Source organism: Halorubrum amylolyticum, from assembly GCF_004114995.1.
Taxonomy (GTDB): Archaea; Halobacteriota; Halobacteria; order Halobacteriales; family Haloferacaceae; genus Halorubrum; species Halorubrum amylolyticum.
This window is the reverse complement of the sequence record NZ_SDJP01000021.1, coordinates 47,371-59,019: the sequence shown is the minus strand read 5'-3', so window position 1 is coordinate 59,019 and position 11,649 is coordinate 47,371. Positions and strand designations below refer to the sequence as shown.

Sequence of the window (11,649 nt, the reverse complement as noted above, 5' to 3'; positions counted from 1 at the left end):
TAAATATCCGCATTGCTGCTGAACGTGGTTTGTGTCGGCGTTGTCGGATTCACGCCCGTCGTAAACGACGGGATTCTCTCCTCGTAGAAAGATAGCCGTACTGACCCGTATGAGACGCTATGCGGCCCTCATAGTCGGTTTTACGTGACACGCTGTCGATCCCGTACCCGTGACCGACGCCGAACCCAAACGCTCCGGGCGGCCCGCGCTGCTGGCCGCGACGCCGAGCGCCGAGCGGGTGGAGAGATGGCTCCGGACGCTCGCGCTGCTGGCCGGCGTGCTCGGCCTGCTGATGGGGTTGTTCGCGCTGGAGCTCGTCGTCCGGCTGTGATCGGCCGCGACTCCGGACCTCTGCCGAGCGGAACTGAACGCCCGACCGCACCGAACCGGACCGCAGACGCCGCGTCGTCTCGGGTTTCACTTTCGCTTTCGGGCGCGTTTTTAAAAGGCGTCGGCACGACGGCTCGGGTATGAGCCAGTCCACGTTCGACGACGACGACCTGTTCGGCGAGGCCGCCGCGGAGACCCGTGCCGAGGTCGAGGAACACCTGCGGGCCGCGCGTGCGGAGCTTCCCGACGCCGACGCGGTGTGGGAGACGGACGCGGACAACGTGCTTGGCGTCCTCAACGGGCTGAAGTCGGCGCTCGACGTCGGTGACGCGGTCGACAGCGTTCGCTCGGCGAAGAAGGCGTACGTGCTCGGCGAGCGCGCCGACGCCTTCGAGGACGCCGACGATCTGAAGGCGGAGATCGAGGAGTTAGAATCGCTCGTCGGCGACATCGAGGCCGCCGCCGAGGAGGTCGCCTCGCTCACCGGCACCGTCCCCGCGATCCGCGGCGCGCTACAGGACGCAGCGGAGGCGGACGACGGCGAGGGCGGCGACGGCGAGGGCGGCGACGGCGAGGAAGACGAGGAGTAGCGACGCCGCGGCTACCGCGTTTCGCGCTCGACGATCGCCGTCGCCAGCTCCGCGAGCGCGTCGCTCGCGAGGTCGAGCAGGACCTCGCCGCGCTCGGCGTCGCCCGCGGCGGGGTCGCCAACCACGCCGTTGTCGGTGAACTCCTCGGAGTCGTGCGCGAGGTTCACGCCCGAGACCCACTCGCCCCAGCGGTCCGCGGCGCCCTCGCGGGCGGCGTCGATCCGGTCCTCCCGCACGAGCCTCGGGTTCGTCGCGCGCAGCAGTGCCGTCTCCAGCGGGCCGGCGTGGCCCATGTCGCCCGCGTGCTCGCCGACCGCCTCGAACCAGGTGAAGGCCACGGCGTAGCCGTCGTGAGCGTCGTCGCGCGAGAACCGGCGGGCGACCTCCGCGAGCGCCTCCACGTTGCCGCCGTGTCCGTTGACGAACACCACCCGATCGATCCCGTGAGTCGGCAGCGATTCGGCCGCCTCGCGGACGTACGCCCGGAAGGTGTCGGGTGAGACCCACATCGTCCCGTCGAACGCGCGGTGCTCCTCGGCGACCCCGACGGGGATCGGCGGGGTGACGGCGGCCTCAGGGGACGGTTCACTCGCCGCCTCGGAGGTCGCCGCGCCCGCCTCCGCGACCGCGACGGCGTCGAGCGTGTCGGTCCCGAGCGGGGCATGGGGGCCGTGCTGTTCGGTGCTGCCGACGGGGACGAACGCGACGTCGACGTCGGCGTCGCGCACGTCGGTCCAGGTGGCGTCCGCGAGTCGCATACCGGCCCCTCGGGGGGACGCGCCGTATAGGCGACGGTCCGCAGTCGAGCCGGGAAGGGGCCAAACGCGTCCGAGCGGCTGGGACGAGGCCGTCCACCCGCGCTCGGCTCGGGCGGGGGAATTAATCCGACGGGCGACGAGAGACCGATCATGGCCAGTGATAACGGGGAGCAATCGCGGGCGTACGGGATCACGTTCGGGCCGTTGAAACGGGCGCTCCGCGAGCACCGGTACCCGGTGTCGGCCGCCGAGCTGATCGAGCAGTACGGGGGGTTCGAGCTGGAGACCGTGGCGGGCGAGCGGCGGCTGGAGTCGGCGCTACAGGGGTGTGAGACGACCACGTTCGCCGAGCCGTGGGAGGTCCGGGACGCGATCCTCGGCGGGCTCGACGACGACGCGGTGATCGGGTACCGCGGCGAGCCGGGAGAGGGAGGGAACGACGACCGCGACGCGCCGGAGATCGACCGGGCCGGCGACTGGAGCCGGCTGTCGGAGTAGCCCGCCGCTCTCGGCGTCGATCAGTCGTCGTCGCTCTCGGCGTCCTCGATCAGTCGTCGTCGCTCTCGGCGTCCTCGATCAGGCGCGCGGTGCGCTCCTGCGCGCGGTCGATGAACTCCTGCGGGAGCTCGTCGATCTCGCCGGCCTGCACGCCCCACAGGTGCGCGTACAGCCCGCCGTTGTCCAACAGCTCGTCGTGGGTGCCGCGCTCGGCGATCTCGCCGCCCTCCAACACGAGGATGGTGTCGGCGTCCTTGATCGTCGAGAGGCGGTGCGCGATCGCGAACGTGGTGCGGTCGGCCGTGAGCCGGTCGAGCGAGCGCTGGATCAGCATCTCCGTCTCGGTGTCCACGTCCGAGGTCGCCTCGTCGAGGACGAGGAGATCGGGGTCTTTCAGCACCGCCCGCGCGATGGTGACGCGCTGGCGCTGGCCGCCGGAGAGCTTCACGCCCCGCTCGCCGACCATCGTGTCGTAGCCGTCGGGGAGGTTCTCGATGAACTCGTGGGCCTCGGCCGCTCTGGCGGCCTCGCGGATCTCCTCGTCGGTCGCCTCGAAGGTGCCGTAGGTGATGTTCTCGCGGACGGTGCCGTAGAACAGGTACGACGACTGCCCGACGTAGCCGATCGACCGGCGGAGCGACTTGAGCGTCACGTCGCGCACGTCCTGCCCGTCGATCCGGATGGACCCCTCGTCGACGTCGTACATCCGGAGGAGCAGCTTGAGCACCGTGGACTTCCCGGCGCCGGTCGGGCCGACTAAGGCGAGCGTCTCGCCGCCCTCGACCTCGAAGTCGATGTCCGAGACGATGGTCTCCTCGTCGTAGCCGAAGCTCACGTCGTCGTAGACCACGTCCCCGTCGTCGACGGTCAGATCATCGGCGTTCGGGTCCTCGGCGAGCCGCGAGGGCTCGTCCATCAGCCCGAAGATCCGGGCGGAGGAGGCGCGGGCGCGCTGGTACATGTTGATGATCTGCCCGAACTGCGCCATCGGCCAGATGAACCGCTGGGTGTAGAGGATGAAGACGACGAACATCCCGACCGAGAGGTCGCCGGTGAACGGCCCCGGCGGGGCGTCCTGAAACACCCAGAGGCCGCCGATGACGAACGTGACCACGAAACCGATCCCGGCGAGCACGCGGAGCCCGGGGAAGAACTTGATCCGGGTCGTGATCGCGTCCCAGTTGGCGTCGAAGTAGTCCATCGACACGTCGTCGACGCGGTCGGACTCGTACGGTTCCGTGTTGGAGGACTTGATCACCTGGATGCCGCCGAGGTTGTTCTCGAGACGGGAGTTCATCTTCCCGACCGAGGAGCGCACCTCGGCGTACTTCGGCTGGATCGTCTTGATGAACAGGTAGGTGAACCCGCCGATGATCGGGACCGGAAGGAGCGCGACTAAGGCGAGCTGCCAGTTGATCCAGAAGAGGAGCACGCCGATGCCGACGACCATCACCGACAGCCGGAACAGCGAGTTCATCCCGTCGTTCAGGAACCGTTCGAGCCGGTTCACGTCGTTCGAGAGGATGGACATCATCTCCCCCGTCTGCTTGTCGGAGAAGAACTCCATGTTGAGCCGCTGCATCTTGTCGTAGGTGTCGGTCCGCACGTCGTGCTGGATGTTCTGCGCGAAGGCGTTGAACCCCCAGTTGCGGATCCAGTGGAACGCGGCCCCGATGCCGAACGCGGCCCCGATGACGCCGATGGTGAACCAGAACTGCGCCTCCTGTCCCGTCGGGAGCCACGCGTCGGGGAGGACCACGAGCGGGATCTGCTCGCTGAACAGGGCGTCCTCGTAGAACACGGCGTCGATGGCGATCCCGAGCATTAGCGGCGGGAGGAGGTCGAGGAGCCGCGCGAAGACGCTGGCGAGGATGCCGACCGTCACTTGCGGGAGGTAGTCGCGGCCGTACGCGAGGAACAGCCGTTTCATCGGGTTCTCGATCTTGTCCCGCTGTTCCTCGAAGGGGTCGTCGTCCTCCCACTCGGCGCTACTCATTACCGGTTCGTATCGTATCGGACGGCAAATGGGTTTCCTTCGGGGCGGGAGACACCGGCGGAAATCTCCGCTATCGGGCGCCGAAGCGCACGATCAGGTATCGGAGGCGGGCGAAACGGAACGAGATGAGACCGGTCCGGACGCGGGGTCAGACCCCGCGGCGCTCCGCGTCGGGATCGGCGCCCGCGGCGACGAGGTCCTCGCGGATGCGCCGCCGGAGGGGGTCGGGGACGTCGTCGCGGGGGACCGGGGCGGCCGTGGCGGTCGTCGCCGAGTCCTCGTTCCCGGCGGCCGGTACCGTCCAGTAGAGGACGCGCTCGACGCTCGCGTAGAACTCCACCGCGAACCGGTCGCCCCCGCCGTCGTAGTGGACGCGCGCCGCGTCGCCCTCGGCGCGCCACCCCTCCTGTTCGACCAGCGCGGCGATCGAGTCGTGCACGGTCCCGTTCGGGGCGGCGGACACATGTCGGCTTCGACCGATCCTCGGCCGCCGGGCCGGTCACGTCACCCCCCTCGGCGTCGACGGCGACCTCGAAAGGAGTTTATCGCCGCCGGCCGCAGGGCGGGTATGTCCCTTCGCGTCACCTTCCTCGGGACGGGCGGCGCCGTCCCCACCACCGAGCGCGCGCCGAGCGCACTGTTCGTCAACCGCGAGGGCGACCGCCTGCTGTTCGACTGCGGAGAGGGCACCCAGCGCGGCATGATGCGGCACGGCACCGGGTTCGGGATCGATCACCTGTTCGTCTCGCACCTCCACGGCGACCACGTCCTCGGAATTCCGGGGCTGGTCCAGACGCTCGGCTTCAACGACCGAGAGGAACCTCTGACGATTTACTGCCCGCCGGGGACCGAAGACGACCTCCACGACCTCGTGCACGCGGTCGGCCACGACCCCGCGTTCCGGATTCGGATCGAACCCGTCGCCCCCGGCGAGGTCGCGCTCGACGCCGACGGGTACGAGGTCCGCGCGTTCGAGACGGTCCACCGGACCGTCTCGCAGGGGTACGTGCTGGAGGAGGACGACCGGCCCGGGCGGTTCGACCGCCCGAAGGCCGAGGGGCTCGGCGTCCCAGTCGGCCCGAAGTTCGGGCGGCTCCACACAGGCGAGCCGGTTGAGGCCGAGGACGGCTCGATCGTCGAGCCCGATCAGGTGGTGGGACCGCCGCGGCCCGGCCGGAAGCTCGTCTACACCGCTGACACCCGCCCGCGGGAGGGAACCGTCGAGGCCGCGGCGGACGCCGACCTGCTCGTCCACGACGCCACCTTCGCCGACGACATGGCGGACCGCGCCCGCGACACCGCCCACTCGACCGGCCGGGAGGCCGGTTCGATCGCCGAGCGCGCCGGCGCGAAGCGGCTCGCGCTGGTCCACGTCTCCTCGCGGTACGCCGCGGACGCCTCGCCGATCCTCCGGGACGCACGGGAGGCGTTCGGCGGCGAGTGCCTCCTCCCCGACGACGGCGACCTGATCGAGGTGCTGTTCCCCGACGCCGAGGAGTGACACCTGAACTGCGGCCGGGCGCTCCGACGACGGTGACGGCCGCGAACGGCCCGGTTCGAGAATCCGTCACGAACGAAGCCCACATTTCGCGGTATCAGCGCCTCTATCGAGGGTTTTTGCGTCTCTGGCCCGAAGGCGGTCGCGAGCGATCATGGCGACACCACAGACCGCCGACGGCGACTCGACGGACTCGGACCGGCTCCGTGCGGCCCGAGAGCGGTTCGACCGCGTCGACCGCGAGATCACGCGGCAGATGGACCGGTTCGGAATTCCGGCGCTCCGGGTTGCGCTCGGGGTCGTCTTCGTGTGGTTCGGCGGGCTGAAGGTGGTCGGCGGGAGCCCGGCCGCGGACCTCGTCGCCGCGACGGTGTACGTGGTGCCGGCGGAGCTGTTCGTGCCGGTTCTGGGCGTCTGGGAGGTCCTCATCGGACTGTGCCTGCTGTACCGACCGCTGATCCGGGTCGGGGTGCTGCTGCTGTTCCTCCAGATGCCGGGCACGTTCCTTCCGATGGTGTTGCTCCCGGAAGTCGTGTTCGCCACGTTCCCCCACGAGCTGACCGTCGAGGGGCAGTACATCGTGAAAAACCTCGTCATCATCGGGGCGGCGCTCGTCGTCGGCGGGACCGTCCGCGAGGACGACGGAGAGGAAGAGGAGTAGCCCGCCGACCGGATCGGGCGACGAACCGCAAACCGCCGCGCTCCGGGAAACCTTGATGGGTCGCCGCGACGACCCCTCGCGTATGTCCGCAGACTGTATCTTCTGTTCGATCGCCGACGGCGACATCCCGGCCCGAACCGTCCACGAGACCGACGACGTGCTGGCGTTCCTCGACGCCAACCCGCTCGCGCGGGGGCACACCCTCGTGATCCCGAAGTCGCACGCGCAACACGTCGGGGACCTCGACGACGACCTCGCGAGCGACCTCTTCGCGGCCGTGACCGAGCTCACGCCGCGCGTCGAGTCGACCGTCGGCGCCGACGGCGCGAACGTCGGGATCAACGACGGCGAGGCGGCCGGACAGGAGGTCCCGCACGTCCACGTCCACATCATCCCGCGGTTCGACGGCGACGGCGGCGCGCCCCTCCACGCCGTCGGCGGCGAGCGACCGGACCTCTCCGACGACGAGCTGGACGCCGTCGCCGAGGACGTGGCGGCGGCGGTCGACGGGTGAGGCCCGGGGCCGCGCCGCTTCGCGGCGCTTAAGAACCGAACGGCGAGAAACAGGTGGCATGCAGGCGACGACGCTCGCGCTCGTCGGTGCGACCGGGGGCACGGGAACGACGCGAACCGCGGTCGAACTGGCGGCGCTCGGCGCGCGCGACGGCCGCGACGTGGCGATCGTCGACGCCGCGTTCACGACGCAGGGGCTCTCCGAGTACGTGTCGGGTCGGATCGGAACGGACCTCACGACGCTCGTCACCGACGAGACCGGCGCGTCGCTGTCGGCGGCGACGTATCCGATCGCTGCGGGGGGCGAGAGCGGAGGAGCCGTCGGGAGCACCGGCGCCGGAGCCGGTTCCGACGCCCCGGACCTCCCGGGCCGCGCCGACGCGATTCCGGCCCGCGCGCCCTTCGAACGCGTCGCGCGGGCGAAGACCGCGGAAGCGGCCCGGAAGCTCGAACGCCGGATCGACGAGGCTGCGACGGGCTACGACGCCGTGATCGTCGACGCCGCGCCCGTGGGCTCGAACGAGGCGGTCGCGGCCGTCACCGCGGTCGACCGCGCGGCCGCCGTGTACTCGTCGACCGCCCACGGCCGCGACGCCCTCCAGCGGCTCCGCGGCCGGGTCGCCGACGTGGGCGCCGGGCTGGACCGGTCGATCGCGGTGGCGCGGGGCGTGGGGAGAGAGGGAACCGCCGAAGGGGGAGACGAGAGCGACGCGGACGTCCGACTTCCCCCGACCGACCCCGCGGTCGCGAGCGCGCCGACGGCGGCGACGGGGACGGGGGCGTACGCCCGCGCCGTCGCGGCGGTGTTCGAGGACGCCTTCGACGCGACGGTCGGGATCGAGTTCGAGGAGCCCGGGCTGGTCGATCGGCTGACGCCCTGAGCGAAAACGGGGAGAAGCAGCCGAAGGCGGGAGAGAACGCCGCGGCGCTCAGCGGAGCCCGTCGGGCGACCCGAGCGCGCCGCCGAGCGCGTCGTCGCTTCCGGCGGAACCAGCTGACCCGGCGGAGCCGGCGACGTGGGCGTCGACCGCCTCGTCGACCGCGGACAGGGGATCGTGAGTCTCGACGTAGGTCGCCAGCGCGAAGTCGGCCTCGTCGCCGCCGGCGAGCGCGACCGCCTCGCTGCGCGCGAGCCGACCGTCCAGCCAGTCGCGGACCGCGTCTCGGCGGGTCGGCGCGAGCGGACAGACGCCCTCGACGCCGCAGCGGTGGAGGGCCTTCGCGCCCGTCATCGGCGTCACGCCGGCCTCGCGGGCGGCGTCGCCCACGCTCCGGCCGGCGGTGTAGGCGTCGACGAGCGTCGCCGTCGCCGCCGGCGTGCACGGGAGGTCGTCCGCGTGCTCCGCGAGCCGATCGACCAGCGGGGTCTCCGTGTCGTCCGCGACGGCGACCCCTCGGTCGCGCTGGCTCGCGGTCACTTCGAGGCCGTCCGCGATCTCCGACAGCGTCATGCGAACCGCTGGCTCGCTCGGAGGGTTAAAACCACCGTACTGCGGCGGGAGAACCGCGCTGAACACCGATCGGTTACCGGTCGGTTCGAGCGCGCCGATCGGGCCGATCCACCCCGAATTCTCCCGGGTTTAAGTAAGGCATCGGGCCCGAGTTCGACGTGTGATGAGTGAGGCACGCTCGACCCAGACCCGTTCGCCCCGCACCGAAACCGTCGACCGCGCCGCGACGACCGGCGGGGACGAGACCGCGGGCGCCGACGAGGCCGCCGCCCGCGAGACGTGTCCGGAGTGCGGCGGCCGGACGCGCGTCGACGCCGCGGAGCGCGTCTGCACCGACTGCGGGCTCGTCGTCGAGGCCGACCGGATCGACCACGGCCCCGAGTGGCGGTCGTTCGGCGACGACGACACGAACCCCAAGCGCACCGGCGCGCCGCTGACGCGCTCGCGCCACGATCGCGGGCTCTCGACGGAGATCGGGCGGTCGACGAAGGTCAAGGGACGCAAGCGCCGGCGGCTCGCCCGGATGCGGACCCAGCACAACCGCGCGCGGATCTCGACGAAGCGCGACCGCAACAAGGTGTACGCGTACACCGAGGTCCGGCGGCTGACCGGCGCCCTGGGACTGCCCGACAGCGTCCGCGACGCCGCCTGCGCGCTGTTCGACTCCGCGCAGGCCGAGAGCTTGCTCCGCGGCCGGTCGCTGGAGGGGTTCGCGGCCGCCTGCGTGTACGTCGCCTGCCGCACCGCCGACGTGGCCCGCACCGTCGGCGAGATCTGCGCCGAGGCGAAGGCGACGGAGGACGAGCACCGGGCCGCCTTCGACGCGATGAACCGCGAGCTGGGGCTACCGATCGCGCCGACCGGCCCGGCCGAGTACCTCCCGCGGTTCGCGAGCGACCTCGACTGCGACGCCGACGTGGAGCGCCGCGCCGGCGAGCTGGCCGAGCGCGCCGTCGAGGAGGGGATCGCGAACGGCCGCAACCCGGTCGGCGTCGCCGCCGCCTGCCTGTACACCGCGGCCCGCGAGCTGGACGCGGACTGCACCCAGCAGGAGGCCGCCGACGCGGCCGACGTGACGCCGGTGACCGTCCGTCGGACGTACGCCGATCTGACCGAGGAGTGACCGGAGCGGCCGACGCCGCCCGCGAGTGAGTCGCGAGACGGACGCCATGACACCGAGCCGAGAGCCCGTCATCTTCTGCGCCGCGAGTCGAGAGCCCCCGAGAACGAGGGTGCGAGCGAAGGCGAGAGCGTGAGTGAGGACGAGCGCGAGCACCCGGTCTATCGATCGTTCCGCGAGGCGTCGAAACCGGTCGTCCACCGCCCTCTGACCGCGAGGTGAACCTGCGAGATGAGTCCTAAGAGGGGGAGTTCGAGCAGCGGCCCGATCACGAGCGCCAGCGGGATCAGCGGCTCGTTGGGAAACGCGACGACGGCGATGGCGAGCGCGGTCGGGGAGTTCCGCGAGAGGATCGTGTTGGTGAAACAGACTAGCTCTCCGTACGAGAAGGAGAGCAGGCGGCCGGCGGCGAACCCGACCGCGAGGTTGATCGCGTAGAACAGCACGACGGGGACCGCCATCAGCGCCAACAGGCGGGGGTTCGCGACGATCACCGCGCCCTGCGACGCGAACATCGCGCCGATGGCCAGCGCGAGGAAGAGGATCTGGACCGGGCTCAGCCGCGGCAGGAATCGCTCTCTGAACCACGTCTCCCCCTTCGTCCGGGTGAGCCCCCATCGGGCGACGCCGCCGAAGAGCAGCGGGACGACCAAGACGAGCAGGACGCTCTCGGCCAAAAGTGCGAGCGGCAGGTCGACGAGCGTCCCCGCGAACGCGTAGAGGTACACCGGCAGCAACACCAGTTGGAGGACGAGGTTGTACGGTAGCAGGGAGGTCGCCAGCGGCACGTCGCCGTCGGCGATGTCGGTGAACACGAGGTACCAGTCCGTACACGGCGTCACGAGGAGCATGATGAGCCCGACCCAGAGCGCGGGCTGGTCGCGGAGGAAGACCGCGCCGAGCCCGACCGCCAGCAGCGGGCTCCAGACGAAGTTGACCAGCAGGCTCGACCCCGCGACCCGGCGGTTCGGTGTCGGCGGAGCGGGCGGGTTAAAAGGAAGAACGACGGCGAAGCCGCCGTTTCGTGACGGTCCGCGGGGCGGCCGCGGCGGCGTCAGCGGGGGCCGCCGCCGGTGGGGAAACCGGCGGCGGGGAAGCCGACGGTGACCGGTCGTCGCCGAGGGGACCGGCGACGGCCGGAGGCCGACGGCGGGCGAGTGGGAGGGCGGAAGGCGGAGGGCAGGGAGGGCACCGCGACCGCCCGGCGGGCGTCACGCACTCGAATCGAGGTGCGGTTCCCCGTTCTACGTTAGCCGTGTATAGTCCGGATGGACCGAACAATCCGCTCAGCCCCGACGAACCGCGTCGTGCGTACCGCGCTCACTCCTCGCCGAGCTTGTGCTGGAACGCGAAGAAGACCCGGCGACCGGTCTCCGTCAGTCGGACGGTGTCGGAGCGACCCACGTCCTCCAACTCGACGTAGCCGCGGTCGCGGAGGGGAGAGAGCACGTGGGTCTCCAGCGCGCGGTACTTCGCCGTCCGGCTCGCGCCCGCCTCGCGGAGGAACGAGAGGCCGCGCTCGTGCGCCCACTCGATCAGGTTCCACTTGTCGGTCGTCACGTTGTCGTCGTCGCGGTCGAGCAGCCGACCGAGCACCGCGACCTGATCGGTCGTGGGCGCGTCCATCGGGTACAAGGGGAGGTCGACGGTGCGCTCGACGCCCTCGGTGAGCGGCTCCTCGTCCACGTCGTGGCGGTGGCGCTCGGGCTCGACGCTGTAGGGGCGTGCGCCGACGATCATACACGCCATCGCGACGCCGACCGCGGCGATCCGCGGGCCGGTCGAGACGTTGGCGAACAGCCGGTCGCCGTCCTCCTCGCCGGCGCCGTGGCGGGCGGCGACGGTCGTCGTCACGCCGAGCACGTCGTACACGTCGGCGAGTTCGACGGGGAGCGCGCGGACCGACGCGAACTCCGCGGCCGCGGTCCACGCGTCGCGCTGGTAGTCGGTGAGCCGGTCGGGGTCGACGCGGGTGTCCGCCGGGTCCGCGGCCCCGGCCGCCTCGAAGTCGACGGCGCCGCGAGGAGCCTCGCGGTCCGGGGCGTCCGCAAGCAGGTACACCACGTCCGCGCCGTGGCGGCGGAGGGGCTCGACGATCCGGTCTCGTTCGTGGCCGAGCGGCGCGACGTGAACGCGCCGTTCGGCCACGCTGGGGACCGATGTGTCCATACACCCGTTCCTTCCGGTGATCGCTTAAAAGATGCGTCGCGGGTCGGCGGTCGGGGCTGTTGGGA

Annotated in this window: 13 protein-coding genes and 1 pseudogene; 8 read left to right on the top strand and 6 right to left on the bottom strand. The window is 71.2% G+C overall.

The features are described 5' to 3' along the window. Positions 1 to 169: 169 nt before the first annotated feature. Both ESO89_RS18600 and ESO89_RS13550 read left to right on the top strand, forming a co-directional pair. Positions 170 to 331, top strand: coding sequence for a hypothetical protein (locus tag ESO89_RS18600; protein ID WP_164932800.1), 162 nt, complete (start codon positions 170 to 172; stop codon positions 329 to 331). Positions 332 to 470: 139 nt separating this feature from the next. After that, entirely contained in the window at positions 471 to 920 is a 450-nt protein-coding gene (locus ESO89_RS13550) for a DUF5790 family protein (protein WP_128906007.1), read from the top strand. An 11-nt stretch (positions 921 to 931) separates the two neighbouring features. Here ESO89_RS13550 and ESO89_RS13545 read toward each other — a convergent pair whose 3' ends face one another. Next, on the bottom strand, positions 932 to 1,678 hold the full coding sequence (locus ESO89_RS13545) for a creatininase family protein (protein WP_128906006.1): 747 nt from the start codon (positions 1,676 to 1,678) through the stop codon (positions 932 to 934). Positions 1,679 to 1,828: 150 nt separating this feature from the next. Between ESO89_RS13545 and ESO89_RS13540 the strand changes: the two genes are divergently transcribed. Continuing rightward, positions 1,829 to 2,176 (top strand): DUF5789 family protein, encoded by a 348-nt coding sequence (locus ESO89_RS13540; RefSeq protein WP_128906005.1) that lies wholly within the window; start codon positions 1,829 to 1,831, stop codon positions 2,174 to 2,176. A 49-nt stretch (positions 2,177 to 2,225) separates the two neighbouring features. Here the strand turns inward: ESO89_RS13540 and ESO89_RS13535 are convergent, their stop codons facing one another. Both ESO89_RS13535 and ESO89_RS13530 read right to left on the bottom strand, forming a co-directional pair. Next, positions 2,226 to 4,172, bottom strand: coding sequence for an ABC transporter ATP-binding protein (locus tag ESO89_RS13535; RefSeq protein ID WP_128906004.1), 1,947 nt, complete (start codon positions 4,170 to 4,172; stop codon positions 2,226 to 2,228). 148 nt (positions 4,173 to 4,320) lie between these two features. After that, the gene (locus ESO89_RS13530; RefSeq protein WP_128906003.1) at positions 4,321 to 4,611 is read right to left on the bottom strand and encodes a DUF7538 family protein; all 291 of its coding nucleotides are present in this window, start codon (positions 4,609 to 4,611) and stop codon (positions 4,321 to 4,323) included. Between the two features lie 129 nt (positions 4,612 to 4,740). Here ESO89_RS13530 and rnz point away from each other — a divergent pair, with 129 nt between their 5' ends. The 4 genes from rnz to ESO89_RS13510 all read left to right on the top strand — a co-directional run bounded on the left by rnz (position 4,741) and on the right by ESO89_RS13510 (position 7,725). Next, positions 4,741 to 5,673, top strand: a complete 933-nt coding sequence (gene rnz / locus ESO89_RS13525; RefSeq protein ID WP_128906002.1) for a ribonuclease Z — start codon at positions 4,741 to 4,743, stop codon at positions 5,671 to 5,673. A 151-nt stretch (positions 5,674 to 5,824) separates the two neighbouring features. Next, positions 5,825 to 6,331 carry a DoxX family protein gene (locus ESO89_RS13520; protein WP_128906001.1) on the top strand — a complete coding sequence of 169 codons (507 nt, stop codon included), beginning with the start codon at positions 5,825 to 5,827 and terminating at the stop codon, positions 6,329 to 6,331. An 82-nt stretch (positions 6,332 to 6,413) separates the two neighbouring features. Next, a complete protein-coding gene (locus ESO89_RS13515) occupies positions 6,414 to 6,845 on the top strand; it encodes an HIT family protein (RefSeq protein WP_128906000.1) in 432 nt (143 codons plus the stop codon). 58 nt (positions 6,846 to 6,903) lie between these two features. Next, positions 6,904 to 7,725 carry a P-loop NTPase family protein gene (locus tag ESO89_RS13510; RefSeq protein ID WP_128905999.1) on the top strand — a complete coding sequence of 274 codons (822 nt, stop codon included), beginning with the start codon at positions 6,904 to 6,906 and terminating at the stop codon, positions 7,723 to 7,725. A 48-nt stretch (positions 7,726 to 7,773) separates the two neighbouring features. Here ESO89_RS13510 and ESO89_RS13505 read toward each other — a convergent pair whose 3' ends face one another. Beyond that, the gene (locus ESO89_RS13505) at positions 7,774 to 8,295 is read right to left on the bottom strand and encodes a DUF7858 family protein (RefSeq protein ID WP_128905998.1); all 522 of its coding nucleotides are present in this window, start codon (positions 8,293 to 8,295) and stop codon (positions 7,774 to 7,776) included. A gap of 163 nt (positions 8,296 to 8,458) precedes the next feature. Here ESO89_RS13505 and ESO89_RS13500 point away from each other — a divergent pair, with 163 nt between their 5' ends. After that, a complete protein-coding gene (locus ESO89_RS13500; RefSeq protein WP_128905997.1) occupies positions 8,459 to 9,418 on the top strand; it encodes a transcription initiation factor IIB in 960 nt (319 codons plus the stop codon). A gap of 158 nt (positions 9,419 to 9,576) precedes the next feature. On the opposite strand, the pseudogene ESO89_RS13495 reads toward ESO89_RS13500, so the two are convergent. Both ESO89_RS13495 and ESO89_RS13490 read right to left on the bottom strand, forming a co-directional pair. After that, positions 9,577 to 10,383, bottom strand: a pseudogene (locus ESO89_RS13495) (arsenic resistance protein); the annotation flags it as partial. A 352-nt stretch (positions 10,384 to 10,735) separates the two neighbouring features. Further along, on the bottom strand, positions 10,736 to 11,584 hold the full coding sequence (locus ESO89_RS13490) for an HFX_2341 family transcriptional regulator domain-containing protein (protein WP_128905996.1): 849 nt from the start codon (positions 11,582 to 11,584) through the stop codon (positions 10,736 to 10,738). Positions 11,585 to 11,649 lie beyond the last annotated feature (65 nt).